A 19,417-nucleotide genomic window follows, 5' to 3' on the forward strand; every position below is an offset into this window, starting at 1 on the left:
TAAGCTCGGCTTCGCGAAAGCGCCTGTGACCCGCTGCTCTTACGCATCCCGCCAAGAGCCTGTCAGCGGGTCGGATCTCACTTCGCCGGTCTTCCCCATGGCCGCGACTGGCTGCAAGTCAGGTCTGTGCAGTTGTAGCCATGCCGGATCCAGATCCTTCAACGGTACCGCCGGCCCATCCCACCTGTGCACCCGCAGCAGTCGCCGCCAAGGCCACCCGGCACGCGCATCTGTCGCAGGGTCATAGACGATCATCAGCCCTCGCTGCAACGGCATGGAGGTCTCTTGGTTGAGAAGCAAGTGAGGCTATGCGTTCGGGCGCCAGTTCAGCATGTTGGCGGAGCGCCGGACACGCCCAAGGTCCGAAGTCTGTCGTCAATCCGTTTGCAATGCGCCTGTGACCGGATAGCTAGCGTCACCGGTTGAAGACGGCAGGTTCTGCCATAGCCACACGAACCTGGCGTTGGTGCATCAATGTTTGGAGATTCATTTCAATGTCGAAAGTTCCCGTACTCGTCACCGGTGGCGCAGGCTATATCGGCAGTCATGCCGTACTGGCGCTCAGCGATGCGGGCTATCCCGTCGCGGTCATCGACAACCTGACCACCGGATTCCGCTTCGCCGTGCCCGAAGGCGTCGCCTTCTATGAGGGCGACATCGAGGACGGCGACCTTCTGTCGCGCATCTTTGCCGAACAGGGCATCCGCGCCATCATGCATTTTGCCGGGTCGATCATCGTCCCTGAATCGGTCGGGAACCCGCTCAAGTACTATCACAACAACACCGCCAAGAGCCGCGCGCTCATTGCCGCTGCGGTTGCGGCAAGCGTGCCGCATTTCATTTTTTCCTCCACTGCCGCGACCTACGGCATCCCCGAAGTCTCGCCGGTCACCGAAGACAGCCCCAAGCGGCCGATCAATCCCTACGGCATGTCGAAGCTGATGACCGAGACCATGCTGACCGACGTTTCGGCTGCCCATCCGCTCAACTACTGCGTGCTGCGCTACTTCAACGTGGCGGGCGCCGACCCCGAGGCCCGCACCGGCCAGTCGACCGCTGGCGCCACCCACCTGATCAAGGTCGCGGTCGAGGCAGCCCTGGGCAAGCGCGCCTCGGTCGGCGTGTTTGGCAGCGATTTCGACACACCCGATGGCACCGGCGTGCGCGATTACATTCACGTCTCCGACCTTGCCGCAGCGCACGTCCTGGCGCTCGAGGCCCTCATCGCTGCGCCCACGCAATCGCTGACCATGAACTGCGGCTACGGGCGCGGCTTCTCGGTGCTCGAAGTGCTCGACGCGGTCGATCGCGTCACCAACCGCAAGATCGTGCGCGAGATGCAGGGGCGCCGCGCCGGTGATCCCGATTCGCTGATTTCCGACAACCGTCGCATCAAGGCCACGCTGCCGTGGGTCCCGCGCTACGACGATCTCGATACGATCGTCTCCCATGCGCTGGCATGGGAGCGCAAGCTGAGCGAAATCCGCGGTCAGTAACTGCCTGGCCTACGAGGACCAGCTCTCGTGCAGGCCTGGTGTGCAAGTTAAGACAGAATTTACCATGCCCTGCGTTCCCCTTTCCGGGCATTTCTGTTAACCTTGCGCCATGGCCACCCGTCTCGACTTCCCCGTTGCCAGCGAGGACGATGCGTCCGGCGATCTTGCCGGCCTGTCGGCCAAGCAGTGCGAGGTCCTCGATCTCCTGCTCGAGCACAAGAGCAACAAGGAGATCGCCCGGCTTCTTGGCATTTCGCCATCTGCCGTCGATCAGCGGCTTGCCGCAGCACGCCTGCGCCTTGGCACAACGCGCCGCGGCGATACGGCTCTGGCTTATGCGCGGCTCAAGGGAACCTGTGTGAATTCCACAGGTGGCTTTGCACAGGTCGCCAGCGGCGGGCAAATCGCGGATGAGGATGGCGAGGACGAGGTGGGCGGTCTGCTCTTGTTCGAGGACATCGGCCTTTTTCCCGGCCCAGCAGCAGGGAATCCGTTGCCATGGCCCGAGCAACAGCCCCCCCACCCCGGACTCCGGGACCTTGCGGTTCCGGCGAGCCCGCTGGTGCGCCTCGGCCTGATCATCGTCTTTGCCCTGCTTATCGTGGTGGTGGCCCTGATCGGGATGAGCGTGACCCAAAGCGTCGTGGTGCTCCTCGGATAAGCAATCGCCCCGCCAGTCAATGATTGCGCCGCTGTCTGCGGCAGGGGAATAGCCATGACCATGACCAAGACCGTCGCCGCCACGCGGCTTGCCCGCGAAATCCCGGCCGCCGAACTGGCGATCGACCAGGCCCTCCAGGCAACATCGGCAGTACTTCAGACCATGCTCGCTGCACGCACCGCCGGAGATGTTCCAGCCCACACCGGCCAGGTCGCGATCACCAAGCTCATCCAGAGCCAGCAGGCCCTGGTCAGCGCCAGCAGCGACTTCCTGCGCGTCCATCGCGAACTGGCTGCGCTCGGACGGGAACTCATGGCAGCCGACTATGGCGAGTGCCCGCCGATCAAGGGCGCACTGGAAATCGGCAGCGACGAGGCTCTCGCCGCCTGATCGCACTTGACCTGCAGGACCAGGCAGGCACCTAGGCAAGGTGCGCTACGCCCTGCAGATTCTCCTTCTGGCCCTCGTCTCGGTCTACGCCTGGCGCCGCGCCGGCGTGACCGAGAAAGGGGGTACAGCTCTCATGGCCTTCCTGCTGTTCGCCTCGCCCGTCTACGCGGCGATCAGCACCAAGGCCGGGCAGTTCGACCGGATTGACCTTGGCTATCTCGTGATCGACGGGGTTGTCCTCATGGCCATGATCGGCTTCGCCCTCGTTTCCGAAAAGTGGTGGCCGCTATGGCTTGCAGGCGCTCAGCTCATCGCATTCCTCTCGCACTTCGTACGGCTGATCGATGCGAGCTACGCGCCCTTCGCCTACGCCTTGATGATGCGTGCGCCCTCATGGGTGCAGCTGGCGATCCTGGCGCTTGGCACCTGGCTTGCCGCGCGACGTACGCCAGCACGCCAGTCAGCTCAGAGCCAGTCGGCAGGCTCGGCTTCGCCCGGCCGCTAGGACGCCTTCCTGCCCGCGCCCGCCATGGCCTGGGCGAGCTGTTCGCACCGCGTCAGCCGGGTCTGCTGACCTCATCAAACCGTGCGGCAGCCGGTTCCTGGCACCTTGCGCACAACACCCGAACCCCTGGCGATCCTGGCGTTTCTCCCAGGCTCAGAGCCTATCTCGTGCAGCGCCTCGCCAATGCGCCGCTCGAGCAGATGCTCACGCTCTTCTTCGCGAAGGACGGGGCGCTGGTCGGCAGCGACCTGGCCCAATCGGCGAGCCGCGCCCACATCCTGATCCGCCCGCTCAGTCTTTTGCACAAGGCACGGCGCCTCAATGCCCACACCCTGGTTCTTGCTCACAATCATCCTGGCGGCCACGCCTGCCCCAGCCAAGCCGATATCTGCTCCACGGCGATCTTCCACCGCCTGATGGACCAGAACGGACTGCAGCTTGCCGAACACTTCATCATCGGATCGGAAGGGATCTTCAGCATGCGCCGTGCAAGGTTACTACCATGACCGAACTGTCCTCGACCATCGGTCTTGCCGCTCTTGCCAGCGAGGCATCGTCGCCGCGCGAGTCCTCTGCCAGCGCGATCGCGGTGGCTGAACTTGCCTTGCGCCGCAAGCTCGCCGCCCTGTTTTCACAAGGCCGGCTCCCATGCGACCCGGCTCTCGATATCCTCCTCGAAGTCTATCTCGGACTGCGCCAGGCCAGACTGCGCACTCCGGGCGACGTGGCCGCCAATACCGGCCTTCCCACATCGTCAATGACGCGCTGGATAAAGATCCTCGAAGAAGGCGGCCTGGTCCAACGTCACAAGGATACGCGCGATAATCGCCGGATCTGCCTGACCCTTACCGGTGAGGGCCATGCCCTTGCCGAGCGGGCAATCGAGACGATCGCCACCGCGCGCCAGACACCTGCTCAAACCCAGATTCAGGCAGCCCCCCTGCTGCAGGCCACACCCTTGCCGCAAACCTTTTTCTTTGCCCAGTAAGAGCCTGGCAGGGCTTGAGCATGCAGGCGCATTGCCTGCCGCATCTACCAGAGCCGATCTGCTCGATCCCTCCTGGCGCAACTACGCGAGCGGCCCCATGCCAAGCGCCTTGCCGGATTGGTTGTGCATCGCATGCAAGAACCGGTCCTGCGTCAGCTGAAGCAGCGCCGCATGCCCTCTGCGGCTCTCTCACTGAGCGCGACCCATTGCCGACGCTTGTCGGCGGGATCCTGCGTACGCTCAACCAGGCCCAAGCTTACAAGATAGGTAAGCCAGCGCAGCGCTGTCGACTGAGCAATTCCTGCATCCAGCCCGATAGCCGAAGACGAAAGGCGCTTGCGCCCCAGGCGAGCGACATAGAGTTCAAGCAGCAAGTCCCAGGCAGGATCCGAGAACAGATCCCGGCCAACCCCGAGCAGCTTGTGGCGGTTGCTGCGACGCACCTGCTCTGCCTTGACGCTTGCCAGAAGACCAGCGTCGCTCGCACCACCTCCCGAGGGTTGACAGTCAAGCCCGAATTGATCGGGGTCGCCATCGGACCAGCGCAACAACATCTGTGCAATGTCTGCTACCTTGCGGCGGTCCAGCTGCTGCATTCCTTCGCCCCCTTCTGCCCCGGCGTAGAATTACTAAGCCATTAACCACAGGACTTTTCCATAAGAGGTTCTACGCAGTCAACCTTTCCCGGCAATCCGCAATCGGGCAACATCGTAGTCGCAGGCCACTATAGCTGTCCCCTTGCGAACCTGGTCTGGGAATCCGCAAGCTGCATCGATGCCTTCCGTGGGATACGGCCCCATCGATGCGCAATGGCAGCATTGTTCAAGACCCTGAAGCAAAAGGCCCTGAGTCAAACGGCCCTGAGTCAATTCGCCCCAGCACCACACTCAAATACTTGCATTGATCGCGGCCACAGATCCTAACGTGCAAGCATCTGTCCGCGCATCGCCGGGAATGTCGCAGCCCGCACTTTGGAATTGCTGCTAATCCAGCCGGACGAATCCCGGTGTCTTGCAGGACAAGCCGATGCCAACTGTCGTGATGGTGACATGACTTTTAGCGCAGGTTTCCGTGCCGCAGCGCCATCGCCGACAACGCGCATCGCGGCCTGCCGCTGCAAGACCCGGCGCAGACGACTTTACGCCAAATTCACCATACTATTCCAATTTGGGTCTAATACCGCTAGTAGTTCCAAAATGGTAGTGTTTAAACTACCCCCGGGGTCGAGCGAGGGTCTTACGTAATGTTGTCTGAAGCGTTCGCAAAGCTGCAGGAAGCTCTTGATATCATTGACGCGCACGGCGCCCACTTGCCCGGGATACACATTGCATCGGCAATGGAAGTGCTGGCCGAGCTGCTTGAAAGTGATTCTCAGGTTGCCGCTGATGGGCAGGCCGAATAACTCTGTACAGCAAGGGATGCCTCCGGCTCGTCTCGCATCTTCGGACGCTCTGCCTACCTAGCCGGGCTGCCCCGCTCCCTAGAACGACATGTCACGAGCGGCTTGCCAGGACCAGCACTGTCCAGCAACAGGCACTCGCAGAATGCTCGGCAGTCAGGTCGACGCTTGCCCGGGACGGCTTTGCAGCTCGCCGGGATCGGGTCGAAGAGCCTGGCCGCGAGACAGGCATTGCAGGCTGTTCATCGCGCCTTTGCGCGCCTCACCATAGGCCGTGCGACACACGATAGCAGGATCCCAGGGCATTGGTTGAGGCGAAGGCGATGCGGCCATCGGCGCGGCCGGGTCAGAGCCAGATCCCGGGCGCACGCCACTTGTCCGGGCTGATCGCCCAATGCCCGGCCAACCGGGGACGTAATTCCAAGCCGTTGTCCTGGACATCTTTCCAGTACCCGAAGACCACCGTGCACACGGTCACCACTTGCGTACGAAGGACCAGCATGTTGTCCGCCTCGCAGGCGGGGCATCCTCAAAAATCTGCAATTCGGGTGACCCCGGCAATCTTTCAGCCAGACAACTATGTATTCTCGCGTAACCTCATGGTAAAGTTTGGTCTACCAGAAATGGTTAACACGCTCGGCTAGAAGTTATGAGTCAAGGGGGCTTTCATGAACCATACCGTGCGCAATGCACTGCTGACTGCAGCCGCAGCAGCATCGGCGCCGACCGCGCTTGCTGCCCAGGATCGCGATGGCTGGTATATCAACGAGGCCCAGGATCTGGCGCTGATCGAAGGCAATCCAAGCCAGTCGGGGGCCCTGCTCGGTGTCCAGTGCGATCGCAACGATCCGCGCGCACGTCGCCTGGTCTTCGGCGCAGTCCGCAAGCGCGATCGTGACGGCCTCTTGCGCGAAATCAGTGCCTTGCGCCCGGCAGTGCTCAGGATCGCCGTGGAGTCACAGTCTGCCTATGCGGAATTCCTGGTCGAGCTCGAGGACAAGGCACAGCTCGACATCGGTGGTACTGCCGATGTCGTTGCTGCCTACCTCACCAAGGAGCAATTTGCGCTCATCCGCTCGGCCCGGTCAGTAACCGTTCGCGTCGGCGAAAACCAGGCCTACTGGTTTACCGGCAATGGCTCGGCTTCCGCGACCGGCGCCCTGCCCTGCGCTGCAACGCCGCAGATCCTTGCCAGCCGCATCATCCCCTCACGGCCCGACGATGCGCCCGTCCGCCCGATACAGACCAGCTGGAGCTTCACCCCGCGCCTGCTGGCAGCCGATCCCACCAAGGGGCGATACATCGCTGGCACCTCGACCGTCGGCTTCCCCGAGAGCCCGCTCGCCAGCTTCAATTTCGAGATCACCTGTCATGGCAACCGTCTCCATGCCGCCTTCACCAACGGCTCGGTGGCAAACAGCGTCGCCATGAACCGCGCCTTCGATCCGGCAAAGTTCCAGGCGCTGGTCAACACCAGCGACAACTTTGCCGAAATCTATCGCGCAGGTCGCCAGATCGCGCGTTTCCCGGTCGAGGCCGGCAGTTCCGGCAAGGGACACGTCCTGACCTCGCAGGAGCTCAGCGCACTGCTGTCCTTCGACCGGATCGTCGTCAGCAGCGCAAAGCAGGCACGCACGATCGAATTCACCGCAGAGGGCGGGCCACAGGCCATCTCGTCGATTGCCCAGGCTTGCGGTGCCTCGCAGCGTTAGCTTGACCGAACCTGGCCTCGGTCTCACTACGCGAGACCGGGCCGGGCGCTATCCTGGCGTGCCGGAGTGGCCCCTGACCTATTCGTTGGCGGCCTCGGGCAGAAAGTACCTGGCAACGCGCAGGATCCCCTCGTCGCCAATCGTGACCCTGGCATCAGCAAGCCTTGGTCCCCTCACCTGCCCGGCACCATTCCTGCGCCCCTCACCCGACCTGCCCGACCTGCCCGACTGGCCCGACTGGCCCGACTGGCCCGACTGGCCCGACTGGCCATCGCTGCCGGCACAGACCAGGACCAGCCTTTCGCTCTCGAGGGCTCTTATGTAGCGCATGACAATATCCGGCGAGAGCCTGAGATCTCTGGCGAGCCCCAAGACGGTAACCTGACGCCGCTGCAAGGTATCGATCAGAATGCGCAGCAAGATACGCCAGGCGTCATTGGCAAGCGGAAGCGAGGCACTGAGCGCCGCCAGCCGCTCGAGCGCTGCAAGCTCCCGCTTTGCGCGACCAAGCAGCAACTTGCCATGGGGGTAGGTGGGTAGCGGTCGCGACGACCGTCCCGTTCTGCCATGACTGTTGAACTGCGTTACGCTGCCCCCGTTTGAACTCAAGGCCTGCCTCCCAGCGTTCACATCGCACACCCTGTCCAAAAGTTAACGATCTGTAAGTCCGCGTCAATCGCCCTGTTTGCGCAATGCAAAACTTGCCGTTGAATCGGCAGGAGATTTGGCCGACCTGCAAGATACCGCAGGTCATGCCGGCATGATGCCGTTTCTGGCACGAAGTGCTGCATCCCTGCCAGGAGCGTCACTGCCCGGCCTGTCAGCCGCCATTATCGAAAAGCTCCTTGAGGCGGCGTTCGGCCAGCCATAGCCTTGTCCATTCGACGGCTTCAGCAAGACCTGGCGGGCTTTGCTTGGCTGTTGCAGGATCGGCCGCCGCCGCGATACCTCCCTTCGGCAAGGCCGCATTATGCGGATCGAAGCGGTCAACCACTCGCTCGATGTCCTGCAAGGATCCCGTGCCTGCTGCATAGCTCTCGAATGCGGCCTCGAGCTCCTGCTCGAAAGCCTCCAGCCCCCCGTCCTGAAAGACCGGTGGAGCCGCATCGACGGCGCATGCGCCGTGATCGCAATCGGCCACCGGATCAACCGATGCCGCTGCGCTGTGCGCCGGGTCCGTGAGGTCTGCTGCGTGATCATGGCCTGGCGGACATGTCTCCTGCGCACCTGCGCCCGGGTGCAGGGTGTCCAGGCCGCCTGGCTCGGCAACTATGACCAGCGGACGACGCCGGACGCCCATGTCCTTGTTCGCATGTTCACTATCGCGCGCCGCCCACTTGCGGCCCAGCAGGAACAAGGCGATCAGGCTCATCGCAGTGAGCAGTGCCAGCGTCGAAAACATCTCTTTGTCGATGCCAGCCACAAACAAGCCCCCGGTGCCCAGTCCAGCTATTGCCGCAAAGCCTACAAGGTCAAGTCGGCCACCGCAATTGCCGAACCTGATGGTGCGCCGGGTGCAACTCGAAAGGTGCGTAGTACAAGCTGTGTCAACTGAGCAGAAATGCCCAATACTGCTCGCCTTCACCAGCAAAACGTGGTTGAGAGCACCTGTCGCCACCGCGCCGTTGCTTGACTGGCACCGGCAAGAGGATGGCCCAGCTTTTCGTGCCCACCATTTTTGACTATTTGTCAGATAGTTGGGAGACCCTTTTCCTTGTACCCTTCTTGCGAGGTCTGCCACGCTTGGTGGCAGTGGCCTCTGGCCAGACTGATGGGCCAATGCAGATGTGCGGGCGCGCAGCCAATCCAAGCTCAGGACCAGTTGCGACAAGGGGTCACTGTCCGTAACGACGTAACGCAGGACAGGCCTTGCCTGACGTACAGACTATTGGCGACGCTACGTGTCCTCGCCACCATGCATCCTGTTCAGCAGGTCAATCGCCAGCGACACTCGCAAGCCGGCCTCGGTCAGGTTCTGCGAATCAAGGATCTCGAGAGACTCCTCGAGCAGGGCCAAAGCGCGGGCCAAGCTGTCTGCCTCGCTGTTACCTTGATCCATAACTTCTCCAGCATGGCCTGAAATCCCGGCAGCATGCTGAATAGCGAGGTAACCTTGCACCCAACCGAACGGCTTCATCGGGGTCTTTACGTAACCTCGAGCAGCGCAACCCGCCCAGCTTTGCGCGATCGCAGTTTCCCACATGTAAACAGAAGCTTATCGGATGGACCTGCCCCGGGAAGATCCTGGCTGAAACCCCGCATCAGGTCCGCTAACCGTCTTTCCTGCGCTTTGCCGCGCCAAACAGCTGTCTGGGACAAAAATCAGTGAACGGTCGTTAACGATCTTTGTCCCTTGCCTAAGCCTTGCGATTGCGGTTCTTGCGTCCCCAGGGACGGAGAATTCGGTGCAATCAGGTCTGCAAACGGACATATTCAGAGACAGCCCGGAACGGGCCCGAACCTGGCCCGGTCACGAGGTGCACTTTTCACTGGTCGGCAGCTTGCACCGCCAGAAAAACGGTCTGGCTTTCAGGTCAGGCAGTGGCCTTTACTACGACCTCATTGCCCCTCCCGCCATCCGCACCAGTCTTGTTCTGCCTGACGACAAGGCAACATCGCGCGTACGGCTCGAAGCTCATCTTGCAGGCAGCTTCAGCCTCGTCGTCCACAGCATCGAAGCCCATGGCGACCCGGACCTGCCCCAAGATCAGATCGTGCTCGAACGTCTGCTGGTAATTGCCGCAGTGCGGGCACAGTACGAACGGGCAGCGGCTCAGGCAGCAAGCGCGCCATAGGCCGATGCCTCGATTTTTACGCGTACGGCATCGGCGACATTTCGGGCTCCGAGTTTGCCCAGCAGCTTGCTCCGGTGAATTTCGACCGTGCGAGGGCTGATCTCCAGGAAGCGGGCAATCGCCTTGGAACTCTCGCCTGACACCAGACCCTCAAGCACCTGGCGTTCGCGTTCGGTCAGGCGGGCAAGGCTGTGGCAGGCGCGAACCGCACGCTCGAGCAGGTCACGGCGATGCTCAGCCTCGGCCACGACCCTTGGCATGGCTGCCGCGAGATCCTCGCACGTCCGTGGCGTCGAGATGAACGAGAGCGCCCCGCCCTTGATGGCCTGAACCACATGGTCCACCTGAGGCTTGTCGTTATAACCGACAAACGGGCACCACTGTCCTTGCCGCGCAAGCTGACTGACCAGCTCGGGGATCGCACTGCGCGGGCCATCATCCCGGATCAGCACCACACCATTGCGCGGGACTGCATCGAGAAGCTCGCCAAGGTCTTCGTAGATCTCGCAATGAAAACCCGCATCGAACCCGAGCCGGGCAAGGACAGCCCGGTCGCGATCGGCCGGTTCGAGGATGTGGAGCGTCGTCTTTTGTGCCATGAGCCCTACTTTGACGAGCAAAAGTCCTGATAACAGGCCAATTGAACCTAGCCTGACGCGCATTATGCCTCCCGCCGCCGCTATCGCCCTGATTCCAATCGGTAAAATATCCTCATAGTGGTGTCATTTCATCGATCGCACCCGCATTCTACAGGGCAGGCGGGAGGATGCCGGACGGCGACGGCAAATCGGTCCGGAAAATTTTTGCCGCCAGCACTTGCGGGCAGGGAAACGTTCGCACGCCCTCCCCGATTGCATCATGATCGGGATTTTATCGTTTGTTTTCAGATATCTTCAGCTTGTCCGCAAGGCCTGCTCCCAGCCTGGCCAAGGCGCATCTTGCTGATTTGTTTACCACGCCTCGAAACCACGGCCATTAACTACGGCAAGGCGTTGCCGTCCTTCCCGGCAACGACAGTAACGCTTCCATGGTTTCATCGAAGGAACATCGAGATGGCTGTAATCAATACGAATATTGCCGCAGTTCGCGCGACTTTTGCTTCGAATTCTGCCAACAAGATGCTTGGTATCTCTATGCAGAGGCTGTCTACCGGCAAGCGCATCAACGGTGCAAACGACGATGCTGCAGGCCTGGGCATTGTCACCACGATGACCGCCTCGATCCGCGGCATGAACATGGCAGTCCGCAATACGAACGATGGTATCAGCCTCGCCCAGACCGCAGATGGCGTCCTGTCGGAAGTGGTCAATATGGTGCAGCGAGTTCGTGAACTTGCCGTGCAGAGCGCTTCGGAAACCTATGTCGCCTCAGACCGGCAAGCCATGCAGGAGGAGGTCAGTGCGCTCACCGAGCAGATCGCGGACACTCTGGCCAATTCCACATTCAACGGGAAGACACTCTTCAGCACCACGGCCGGCACCGATGTGACCTTCGATCTCCAGATCGGCAGCACGACCACCGACGTGATGACGATCACGAGCAAGGCAATCGATGGTACGAACCTCGACGCAACCGCCCTGGACGTGACCACCGTAGCGCTTGCGCGGACGACCCTGGACAATGCCGATGCCGCACTTGATGACATCAATGCCGCCCGCAGCACGCTCGGTGCAGCACAAAACCGCCTCGAATCCGTGGCAAACAATCTGACCACCAATGTTACGTCACTGTCTGATGCACGCTCGCGAATCGAGGATACCGACTACTCGACAGAAACCGCAGCAATGGCCAAGGCGCAGATCCTCTCGCAGGCATCGACGGCAATGATCGCCCAGGCCAACCAGTCGGCCCAGAACGTCATGTCGCTCTTGCGCTGATCCGCGGACCTTTCATGGTCTGGGCACGCGGCCGCGGTGCGCTCCTCGACGAGACGCCGTGGCCGCGTGCTTCGCGTAACGTAACGAACCCTGCTCGCTCAACGCGCCGACGCCGCACTGTGACGAGCGCGATGTTCGGATTCCGATCGGCAATCCCCACGTAACGTTACGGCGTCGTCGCCCGTTGCTGACCTGGAGGCATCGCCGAGGCCGAGGGCTTGCCTGAGGGACTGTTCGCGAAGGCCCCGGCCGGCAGGGAGATGCGTAACGGAGCCGAACCGACAGCTCCTGCCGCATTCGTCGCCACCTTGCCCGCCACCAGCTCGGCCCAGGCCTTCTGCGTCATCCGTTCGACGGGCACCCACGCTGCAACACTGCCGTCCGGGAATTCGTGCTGGACCCGTCGCCAGGTCAGCCCCAACTCGGTGTCGACCAGGTAAAGTTCGCCGCTCGCCTCGAGTGGAACCGCAACGTAACGCGCTGACGACCCGGTAACCGGAGCAGGCTCGGGGGTACAGGCCGAAGCAGCCAGAGCCGCACCGACGCTTGCCAAAAGCCATTGGCGTTTCATCTATTGCCCATTCCCCCCTGCAACCAACCCGCAGATTGCCACCCGACCTTTATACCATCCGATCATGCCCTGTAGCAACCACGCCGAGCCATCGGAATGAGGACGACGAACGCGGCACAAAGCGCCAGAACTGCGATTCCAAGGCATTGCAGGCCCAAGCCATCGCAGGGGACGGCGCCGGTTTGCCGCAACGCCAACCACGCATCAACCTCGTGCGGCCTGCCCGGTCATGATCTGCTTTTGGGGTGGTATGCCAGGGTGCTGGGACAAACAGGCAAAGGTCCCAGCCCGGGCCCAGGGAGATCGATCTCCCGGCCGTTACGTCACGAGGTTGGATCGGATCCAGCCTTCACGAACAAGCGACTTTCCACGCAAGTGTCCGGCGTCACGACAAAGCACCGCCGTGGGCTGAAGGCAGCGCGCAACAGGAACCAGCCAACGCTGCAACAGATGACAACCGGACGTGCCGGGCGCATGGTACGGGCAGAACGCAAGACATCAACGCAAACCCGCTTTGTGGCAGCACGATGTGGCTCGCTCGCGGTCACTTCACCGGCGCTGCATGCAGATGGGCAAAGCTTTCCAATCCAGGCTGGATCGGTAGCAGAGGCTGCGTTGCGCTCCCTTGCGCCGCGTTACGTTGCGTGACGTTATGGTACGGCACACGCGCGCGCAAAGCCTTCCCGACAGGCCCGGCCCGGGCATCGTCCTGGCAAAGCTTGCGTACCGCCCCGGGCGGCCCCCTGCAACTTTGGGAAGGGTTGCGTCCCGACAGGGTCGCGCTGGAGACGACGTTACGTAACGCCTTAGCGCGGCGATCGACCGTGATGGACAGCCTTTCGCGCGGGGCATTTCATGAGGTCGGCAGGGCAGCCCCCATTCCGGCCTCGAGGGTCTTGGCCATGCGCAAGGTCTTTCAACCATGCAGAACCCCGCCACTGTTTCGCGACACCTGCGATCGGCCTCGTTCGAATCGCGTTCCGGGCATTGGCGGTGCGTCCGGCAAGCACTGTTTGCCAACACAGCCTTCGCCAAGGCGACCACTCATGCTTGGATGAACATCGCTACTTACATTTCACAATATACTTTTGTATGTATTACCGGTAACTGAAATATCTGTGAAGATTATTAAAGTAATGTCACAAAATGACGAGGGACTGCAAGAGCATGAATTTGCACGATATTGCTGTGGCCTACCGGAATTTCATGCACTTACGACACGCCATCATGCCGATGGGCGCCCCAAGCGATCCGGCTTTGAGCATTCTGCTTGAATTGTTCATCGCCGTGGACAATCGCAGGTGCTTGAGCGTAGGTGATGTCGCCTTGCTGACCGGAATTGCTTCCACCACGTCCCTGCGCTGGATCCGGCAGCTGGAACACCAAGGCCTGGTCAACAGGCAATCAGATCCGGCCGACCAGCGCCGGATTTTTCTGAAACTGACCCCAGATGGTCATGCGCTTGCCGAACAGGTCCTGCGCAGCCTTGCTGAGCAATTCGCCCCGTTACGTAACGCCTTTGCTGCGGGTAGCGGCCTGCGCCGGTCCGCAAGGTAGCAGGGGCTACCGTTCAGGGACGCTCCCGGCCAGGTCGCATCGGCCTTGTCGAAGCGCGCAATGCCCTCGTGACGGCACTGCCGGTCGTTACGTCACGTAACGCGGTCCTTTGTCTCGTGATACGCAATGCCCCTTCTGCTGCGGGCATGCCCGCGCCAGTCCCGGTGATGCTGACCTGCAGCGGCAAGCCTTTGGCCCAGCTCGTTGCGCGCCCCTCTTTACCGCAAATCTCGTTACGTAACATGTATAAATTCGTTACGTAACGACCAGAAGCACAGGCATTGCCCAGGCGCGCAAATCCATCGCCCGCCCTGCTCTCTCAAGCCTCGCGGCCAAGCCTGCGCCTCGAGGCAGCACAAAGCGTTGCGCAGCAGACCGTCACGCAGTGGTGCTGCGCTGCTCAGGCCGAAGCGAGTGCACTTCGCAATCGCAAAAGCAGGAAGCCATGGGCCGAGGAAACATCAGATGGGGCCGAACGAAGGGATGTACCCGGCCAAAGACTTTGCTGCAGGAAAGCTCCGGATCCAAGGAGGTCGTCGCCCCCGCCACGCAAGGACCTGCACCATAAGCATCTATCCCGAATTGCCCCGCCAGATCGGCTTTGCTAGCTTGCCCTCCCGGAAGGCAGTCTGGAAAGATGCAGATGCGCAAACAAGCCAATGGCAGATCAATGTCCGCCACCCTGCGCGGGCCGGTTTCGGCGTGCATCCATCGGATAGCCGCCACAAGCGAAGTCCTGCAACTTCATGAAGAAGCGCTGCAATGGGCCGAAGCCAGCGTGAAAAGCGCGCAGCCTGCCAACGATGCGTTTGATCAATGGCGACCCGGGACCTAGTGATCCGATTCCGACGGCCGCTTCATTTTGTTGACAAGTGGGAGCGGCTTTCAAATTGATAGGTTCTCCAAGGACCAGATCCAAACAGTCTCTTGAAAATCCGGGTGTACGTTGATTCATGGATTCTCCGCGGCGGCAGGAGCCTTTGGGAATGTCGCGTCTATTGTCCTGATTATAGGATCAAACTTGGGCCGCCGTTTAGCCGAACTTGCCGAAGAGCCAGCCCGGAGCGCGACGGGCTATGATCGCAGGGTGATCCTCGGCATCATCCACCTGCTCAAATGTTGCGGACAAGGGGCGGATTGCCCAGCCAAGAACAGCCCGCAGACGACCGTCTACACCCGCTGGAAAATGTAAAGCCGTCGGGGTAAAGAGCCGCGCGAGCCAACGTCGTTCGGTTCACGCGTGACGGCCGGACAACGAGAGCTGTTGTCCACCCTGCCCCGCCATGAGAATCAAAGGCGCTGCCCTGCTTACGAAACAGCTGCTGGACAAAGTCTCCTGTGCCGCGATGCTATCCGAGACCCGGACAATGATCGGCAAGCGGCTCTGGAGTTCCCGCATTCAGAACACGGCCCGCGACGCCGACCTGGATGACGCCCCAATCCTCGAAAGTGCCGGGCAAGTCGGGCAACTGATTGAGTGGAGGACGGGTTCAAGGTGTTGTGCCGCTCCAGTGATGATGGAAATCCATCTCCGGGGTGGCGAACGGCTTTCGGCCGCTTGCCTTTCCGGGTCGGGAACGACAGGATAATCTTCTGATGCGACGTGATCTCGATCATCTGCCAGCCAACAAGCAGCGCGAGCTGGAGCGTGTGCTCCAGCTGATCTTCGAGGAATTCGAAGACGTTGTTGCCTGTGTTAGCGAGGGCCGCAAGAAGGCCGGTCGCATTCTCAAGGTCATTCTCTACGGCAGCTATGCGCGCGGTGGTTGGATCGACGAGCCCCACACCGCCAAGGGCTACAAGTCGGACTTCGACCTGCTGATCATTGTCAACCACAAGGACCTGACCGACAGGGTCACGTACTGGTCGCGGCTCGATGATCGGCTGATGCGCGAGTATGGGATCACCGGAACAGTGAAGACACCGGTGAACTTTATCGTCCACACGCTTGGGGAGGTGAACGATGGCCTGGCGCATGGGCGCTACTTCTTCATGGACGTCGCCCGGGACGGCATCGCGCTTTACGAAGCTGACGAAAACGAGCTGCATACGCCGAAGCCGAAGACGCCGGAGCAGGCTCTTTCGATGGCCAGGGAGTACTTCGAAGAGTGGTTCCCGAGTGCCGCGGCTCTAGCGGAGGGGGCGGATTTTTACATCCGCCGCGAACGTTTAAAGGAAGCCGCTTTTTCTCTGCATCAGGCAGCTGAGCGCTTGTATCATTGCGTCCTGCTTGTAGTGACATTCTACACGCCACATGTGCATAACCTTGCTTTTCTACGCACGCAGGCCGAGCGGATTGATCGTCGCCTCATTTACGTATGGCCATCGGACGACCGGAAGCAGCGTGCGATGTTCGAGAAGCTTAAGGAAGCCTACGTGAAGGCGCGCTACTCGAAGCACTATAGGATAACCGCTGAGGAACTGGTCTGGCTCAGCCAGCAGATCGAGGAGTTGGGTCGCGTAGTTCACGTCGTTTGCACCGAAAGAATTGCCTTGCTGCAGCATGCTAGCCGCAACCACACAACAATTGCTACGGGACAATGACGCGAAGCTGCCAGGCGCACTGTTCGCCTGGGGGCCGTGCATCCTCGTAAACCACGAAGCCACAGGATCTTGCATGGACGCGAGATCGTGTTGGGCCCCAAGCCTGGGTAATACATGTCGCTGATATGCATAGACTGCCGCTACATAAGTCCTCGACCGAGCGGAATTGGCAAGATTCAACAGGCGCTAGTCGATCACCTGCCGCAAATGGCTGGCGACTTCGAGTTTCTCCTGCTGAAGCGGACGGATGTGCCCGGGAAACTCTCCTCAGCAGCCAACGTACGCGAAGTGGCGTTGTCGGCGGGTGCCAACAGCCCTGCCACCATGTGGTGGCTACCCAGAATTGTGCCGCTCTCTCGCGTCCATCTGTTCCACGCGACATTCAACATCCTGCCCGCAGGCCTGCAGATGCCCTGCGTGACAACAGTGCATGACATCATGTGGCTGGCAAATCCGCACTGGTGCACCGGACGCTTGCCGCATGCGCTTGAACGCTTTTTCTATAGCAACGGCATCAACAGGGCTCTGGCGAAGTCGGCCGCGATTACAACTGTCAGCGACGCGAGCAAGCGCGAACTTCTGGCCTGGGATCCTAGGCTGGAGGGCCGCGTGTTCACGACGTCGCCCGGTGTGGACAAGCGTTTCCGTCACGATCCGCGGCAAGGAGCGCTGACCTTGCCGGGATGGCCGAACGGCAAGCGCATTGTCTTGAGCGTAGGTCAATATGCTCCCTACAAGAATCACGAGGGCGCGATGCAGGCTTTCGCAAAAGCCTTCAAGGGTCGAGATGAGGTTGCTCTGGTCTTCATCCAGAGACTCAATCAAGGCTCGGAGACCCTCAAGAGTCTGGCGCGCAATCTGGGAATCGAAAGCCAAGTTCACTTCCTCGGGCCTGTGAACGATGATTCCCTCGTCGCTTGCTACAATTCAGCTACGGTACTGCTACATCCTTCGCTTTGCGAGGGCTATGGCCTGCCGATGGCCGAAGCCATGGCTTGCGGTTGTCCGGTGGTGGCATCAGACCGCTCTGCAATGCCAGAAGTGCTTGGCGACGCAGGACTGATCGCGCCGGTCGAGGATCTCGATGCCATGGCCACAGCCTTGAGGAAGGTGGTGGATGACCCGCGGGTCATGTTGACCCTTCGGCAGGCCGGGATCGAGCGTACAGCTCGCCTGAGCTGGCGCAGGTTCGCGCAGGCGACGCTCGACGTTTACAGAACCGTGCTGCAGCGTTGAAACTGCAAGCAGGTCATTTGCCTCAAAGGTCTGCTCAGCTTTTTTGCGCTGCAGAAAACCCGCATCTGTTGGTCCGCATTTCTTGGCGGAGAATGTGAGAAAATGTGATCTTCATCACATCTTTACAGGGCGATACACGCACAAGGCAATGTACGTCCGATATGGGGGATAAAGCTATTGCAACGCAAAAATCTTGTGTGTTAGAAGACAGGATAAGTGTTTTTAGAATGTTTTATTACAGATTGTTGCCGCGCTCGCGCGAGTAATGGTGGGCGTCAGCTTAAGTTTGTAAGGCTTTGTCATTCCTTGATCAAACACCTGAGTATACGATGTCTTGGCGCAAGCATCAGGATGAAACGGTTCGTTTAGGAAATGACCAAGCGCCCCTTTCTTCTCGACGTCAGCCGGCTGATCTGGCGCAGCTGGTCCGGACGCCTGCCAACCGGCATTGATCGTGTCTGCTACGCTTATCTCGATCACTTTTCCGAAAGATCGCAAGCGGTCGTGCAGTATCGCGGCGTGGCCCGCGTCTTGACGCCGGAATCGTCGGACAAGCTCTTTGCCGCCTTGAAACTGCCTGACCGCATGTTCAAGGCTCGTCTCGCAGCGCTGCTCCCGGGGGTCATGGCTACCGCTGCGCGCTCGATCGACGGACGCGGCACTTTCTACATCAACGTAGGACATACAGATATCGACCTGGCACGTCTGCTTGACTGGACGAGGCGCAACAACGTCAAGCCGATCTACCTGATTCACGATCTGATACCGCTGACGCATTCGGAATTTTGCCGCGTCGAGGCAATCGAGCGCCACCGGGGCCGGGTGATCAATGCGCTGTTCTCGGCGGCTGGGGTCATCGCCAATTCGCAAGCAACCGCGACAGAACTCGAATTGTTCGGTCGCAATCACGGAATTCCTCTGCCGCCGATTCTCTCGGCGTGGCTTGCCGGGGCGGAACTCGCCTCGCCTCAAGTCGTACCCCTCAAGACAGGGCGGCATTTCGTCTGCGTGGGCACCATCGAAGGGCGCAAAAATCACTTCATGCTGCTCAAGATCTGGCAACGCCTCGTTGCCAGATTGGGGCCATCAGCGCCCAAGCTGGTGCTGATCGGCCAGAACGGGGCCGAAGCGGGCCATGTCCAGAACCTGCTGGATCGCGGCAATGGCCTGAGCGATCACGTACAGATCCTGTCCCGCTGTCCTGACGAGGAGCTGGGCCAATGGATTCGATCAGCCCGGGCGCTACTTCTGCCATCCTTTGCGGAGGGCTTCGGCCTCCCGGTCATTGAATCTCTGACACTTGGCACCCCGGTCATTGCGAGCGACCTGCCCTGCTTCCGCGAGATCGGACAGGGTATTCCGACGTTGCTCGATCCCCTCGATGCCATCGCGTGGGAACGGATGATCGTCTCGTTCCTCGATCAATCGCCCGAACGCTCACGGCAGTTGCGGCTGCTCAAGGCCTATGAGCAGCCGACATGGGCCAGGCATTTCGCAGCAGTTGAGGACTGGTTGACGCAGTTGAAGTCTCTGCCCCGGTCATTCGGTGCATTCCCCCATCGCCAGCCGGACGCATCGCGCAGGCCTCCAGTCTACGGCGCTGTCGGTGCGATTGGAGCATTCGCTGAAAGCAAGCACGCTTCCCTGTTCGATTGAGCCTGTTTGCTGCCGACCGACCGCGAATTC

At 60.8% G+C, this 19,417-nt stretch carries 21 protein-coding genes; 14 read left to right on the forward strand and 7 right to left on the reverse strand.

Annotated elements, in window-relative coordinates:
- Positions 1-494: 494 nt before the first annotated feature.
- From galE to HGI46_RS20035, 6 genes are all read left to right on the forward strand, one after another.
- The gene (gene galE, locus HGI46_RS20010; protein ID WP_168905585.1) at positions 495-1,496 is read left to right on the forward strand and encodes a UDP-glucose 4-epimerase GalE; all 1,002 of its coding nucleotides are present in this window, start codon (positions 495-497) and stop codon (positions 1,494-1,496) included.
- Positions 1,497-1,605: 109 nt separating this feature from the next.
- On the forward strand, positions 1,606-2,157 hold the full coding sequence (locus HGI46_RS20015; protein ID WP_168905586.1) for a helix-turn-helix transcriptional regulator: 552 nt from the start codon (positions 1,606-1,608) through the stop codon (positions 2,155-2,157).
- A 54-nt stretch (positions 2,158-2,211) separates the two neighbouring features.
- Positions 2,212-2,547 (forward strand): hypothetical protein, encoded by a 336-nt coding sequence (locus HGI46_RS20020; RefSeq protein ID WP_118074911.1) that lies wholly within the window; start codon positions 2,212-2,214, stop codon positions 2,545-2,547.
- A gap of 40 nt (positions 2,548-2,587) precedes the next feature.
- The gene (locus HGI46_RS20025; RefSeq protein ID WP_168905587.1) at positions 2,588-3,052 is read left to right on the forward strand and encodes a hypothetical protein; all 465 of its coding nucleotides are present in this window, start codon (positions 2,588-2,590) and stop codon (positions 3,050-3,052) included.
- Positions 2,941-3,558: a JAB domain-containing protein gene (locus HGI46_RS22425; RefSeq protein WP_277346386.1), complete on the forward strand. Its 618-nt coding sequence runs from the start codon at positions 2,941-2,943 to the stop codon at positions 3,556-3,558. Before HGI46_RS20025 ends, HGI46_RS22425 begins: the two co-directional genes overlap by 112 nt.
- The gene (locus tag HGI46_RS20035) at positions 3,555-4,040 is read left to right on the forward strand and encodes a MarR family transcriptional regulator (RefSeq protein WP_118074913.1); all 486 of its coding nucleotides are present in this window, start codon (positions 3,555-3,557) and stop codon (positions 4,038-4,040) included. The genes HGI46_RS22425 and HGI46_RS20035 overlap by 4 nt, the downstream gene beginning before the upstream one ends.
- A 152-nt stretch (positions 4,041-4,192) precedes the next feature.
- Here HGI46_RS20035 and HGI46_RS20040 read toward each other — a convergent pair whose 3' ends face one another.
- A complete protein-coding gene (locus HGI46_RS20040; protein ID WP_118074914.1) occupies positions 4,193-4,636 on the reverse strand; it encodes a MarR family transcriptional regulator in 444 nt (147 codons plus the stop codon).
- 1,471 nt (positions 4,637-6,107) lie between these two features.
- Here HGI46_RS20040 and HGI46_RS20045 point away from each other — a divergent pair.
- A complete protein-coding gene (locus tag HGI46_RS20045) occupies positions 6,108-7,151 on the forward strand; it encodes a hypothetical protein (RefSeq protein ID WP_168905588.1) in 1,044 nt (347 codons plus the stop codon).
- Between the two features lie 78 nt (positions 7,152-7,229).
- Here the strand turns inward: HGI46_RS20045 and HGI46_RS21965 are convergent, their stop codons facing one another.
- The 3 genes from HGI46_RS21965 to HGI46_RS20060 all read right to left on the reverse strand — a co-directional run bounded on the left by HGI46_RS21965 (position 7,230) and on the right by HGI46_RS20060 (position 9,288).
- The gene (locus HGI46_RS21965; protein WP_206065853.1) at positions 7,230-7,667 is read right to left on the reverse strand and encodes a hypothetical protein; all 438 of its coding nucleotides are present in this window, start codon (positions 7,665-7,667) and stop codon (positions 7,230-7,232) included.
- Positions 7,668-7,971: 304 nt separating this feature from the next.
- On the reverse strand, positions 7,972-8,574 hold the full coding sequence (locus HGI46_RS20055) for a hypothetical protein (protein WP_168905589.1): 603 nt from the start codon (positions 8,572-8,574) through the stop codon (positions 7,972-7,974).
- Positions 8,575-9,048: 474 nt separating this feature from the next.
- Positions 9,049-9,288: a hypothetical protein gene (locus HGI46_RS20060; RefSeq protein WP_162896213.1), complete on the reverse strand. Its 240-nt coding sequence runs from the start codon at positions 9,286-9,288 to the stop codon at positions 9,049-9,051.
- A gap of 364 nt (positions 9,289-9,652) precedes the next feature.
- Here HGI46_RS20060 and HGI46_RS20065 point away from each other — a divergent pair, with 364 nt between their 5' ends.
- On the forward strand, positions 9,653-9,946 hold the full coding sequence (locus HGI46_RS20065; protein WP_118074920.1) for a hypothetical protein: 294 nt from the start codon (positions 9,653-9,655) through the stop codon (positions 9,944-9,946).
- Here HGI46_RS20065 and HGI46_RS20070 read toward each other — a convergent pair.
- Complete coding sequence (locus HGI46_RS20070; RefSeq protein ID WP_162896214.1) at positions 9,925-10,545, reverse strand: LuxR C-terminal-related transcriptional regulator; 621 nt, start codon at positions 10,543-10,545, stop codon at positions 9,925-9,927. The genes HGI46_RS20065 and HGI46_RS20070 overlap by 22 nt on opposite strands.
- A gap of 453 nt (positions 10,546-10,998) precedes the next feature.
- Here HGI46_RS20070 and HGI46_RS20075 point away from each other — a divergent pair, with 453 nt between their 5' ends.
- Positions 10,999-11,823, forward strand: a complete 825-nt coding sequence (locus HGI46_RS20075) for a flagellin (protein ID WP_118074922.1) — start codon at positions 10,999-11,001, stop codon at positions 11,821-11,823.
- A 166-nt stretch (positions 11,824-11,989) separates the two neighbouring features.
- Here the strand turns inward: HGI46_RS20075 and HGI46_RS20080 are convergent, their stop codons facing one another.
- Positions 11,990-12,394, reverse strand: coding sequence for a hypothetical protein (locus HGI46_RS20080; protein WP_168905591.1), 405 nt, complete (start codon positions 12,392-12,394; stop codon positions 11,990-11,992).
- A gap of 1,167 nt (positions 12,395-13,561) precedes the next feature.
- Here HGI46_RS20080 and HGI46_RS20085 point away from each other — a divergent pair.
- Entirely contained in the window at positions 13,562-13,951 is a 390-nt protein-coding gene (locus tag HGI46_RS20085; protein WP_168905592.1) for a MarR family transcriptional regulator, read from the forward strand.
- 667 nt (positions 13,952-14,618) lie between these two features.
- On the opposite strand, the gene HGI46_RS20090 is transcribed toward HGI46_RS20085, so the two are convergent.
- Positions 14,619-14,906 carry a hypothetical protein gene (locus HGI46_RS20090; RefSeq protein WP_168905593.1) on the reverse strand — a complete coding sequence of 96 codons (288 nt, stop codon included), beginning with the start codon at positions 14,904-14,906 and terminating at the stop codon, positions 14,619-14,621.
- Positions 14,907-14,972: 66 nt separating this feature from the next.
- Here HGI46_RS20090 and HGI46_RS20095 point away from each other — a divergent pair, with 66 nt between their 5' ends.
- The 4 genes from HGI46_RS20095 (at position 14,973) to HGI46_RS20110 (ending at position 19,387) form a co-directional block, all read left to right on the forward strand.
- A complete protein-coding gene (locus tag HGI46_RS20095; protein ID WP_168905594.1) occupies positions 14,973-15,143 on the forward strand; it encodes a hypothetical protein in 171 nt (56 codons plus the stop codon).
- Positions 15,144-15,547: 404 nt separating this feature from the next.
- The gene (locus HGI46_RS20100) at positions 15,548-16,495 is read left to right on the forward strand and encodes a nucleotidyltransferase and HEPN domain-containing protein (protein WP_168905595.1); all 948 of its coding nucleotides are present in this window, start codon (positions 15,548-15,550) and stop codon (positions 16,493-16,495) included.
- Between the two features lie 207 nt (positions 16,496-16,702).
- Positions 16,703-17,731 (forward strand): glycosyltransferase family 1 protein, encoded by a 1,029-nt coding sequence (locus HGI46_RS20105; protein ID WP_206065854.1) that lies wholly within the window; start codon positions 16,703-16,705, stop codon positions 17,729-17,731.
- A 372-nt stretch (positions 17,732-18,103) separates the two neighbouring features.
- Positions 18,104-19,387, forward strand: a complete 1,284-nt coding sequence (locus tag HGI46_RS20110) for a glycosyltransferase family 1 protein (RefSeq protein WP_168905597.1) — start codon at positions 18,104-18,106, stop codon at positions 19,385-19,387.
- Positions 19,388-19,417 lie beyond the last annotated feature (30 nt).

Source organism: Novosphingobium sp. ERW19, from assembly GCF_012641315.1.
GTDB lineage: Bacteria > Pseudomonadota > Alphaproteobacteria > Sphingomonadales > Sphingomonadaceae > Novosphingobium.

Coding starts and splice junctions, on each gene's coding strand:
- galE (WP_168905585.1), top strand. CDS start 495: ATGTCGAAAGTTCCCGTACTCGTCACCGGTGGCGCAGGCTATATCGGC.
- HGI46_RS20015 (WP_168905586.1), top strand. CDS start 1,606: ATGGCCACCCGTCTCGACTTCCCCGTTGCCAGCGAGGACGATGCGTCC.
- HGI46_RS20020 (WP_118074911.1), top strand. CDS start 2,212: ATGACCATGACCAAGACCGTCGCCGCCACGCGGCTTGCCCGCGAAATC.
- HGI46_RS22425 (WP_277346386.1), top strand. CDS start 2,941: ATGGGTGCAGCTGGCGATCCTGGCGCTTGGCACCTGGCTTGCCGCGCG.
- HGI46_RS20035 (WP_118074913.1), top strand. CDS start 3,555: ATGACCGAACTGTCCTCGACCATCGGTCTTGCCGCTCTTGCCAGCGAG.
- HGI46_RS20040 (WP_118074914.1), bottom strand. CDS start 4,636: ATGCAGCAGCTGGACCGCCGCAAGGTAGCAGACATTGCACAGATGTTG.
- HGI46_RS20045 (WP_168905588.1), top strand. CDS start 6,108: ATGAACCATACCGTGCGCAATGCACTGCTGACTGCAGCCGCAGCAGCA.
- HGI46_RS20060 (WP_162896213.1), bottom strand. CDS start 9,288: ATGAAGCCGTTCGGTTGGGTGCAAGGTTACCTCGCTATTCAGCATGCT.
- HGI46_RS20070 (WP_162896214.1), bottom strand. CDS start 10,545: ATGGCACAAAAGACGACGCTCCACATCCTCGAACCGGCCGATCGCGAC.
- HGI46_RS20075 (WP_118074922.1), top strand. CDS start 10,999: ATGGCTGTAATCAATACGAATATTGCCGCAGTTCGCGCGACTTTTGCT.
- HGI46_RS20080 (WP_168905591.1), bottom strand. CDS start 12,394: ATGAAACGCCAATGGCTTTTGGCAAGCGTCGGTGCGGCTCTGGCTGCT.
- HGI46_RS20085 (WP_168905592.1), top strand. CDS start 13,562: ATGAATTTGCACGATATTGCTGTGGCCTACCGGAATTTCATGCACTTA.
- HGI46_RS20090 (WP_168905593.1), bottom strand. CDS start 14,906: ATGAATCAACGTACACCCGGATTTTCAAGAGACTGTTTGGATCTGGTC.
- HGI46_RS20100 (WP_168905595.1), top strand. CDS start 15,548: ATGCGACGTGATCTCGATCATCTGCCAGCCAACAAGCAGCGCGAGCTG.
- HGI46_RS20105 (WP_206065854.1), top strand. CDS start 16,703: ATGGCTGGCGACTTCGAGTTTCTCCTGCTGAAGCGGACGGATGTGCCC.
- HGI46_RS20110 (WP_168905597.1), top strand. CDS start 18,104: ATGACCAAGCGCCCCTTTCTTCTCGACGTCAGCCGGCTGATCTGGCGC.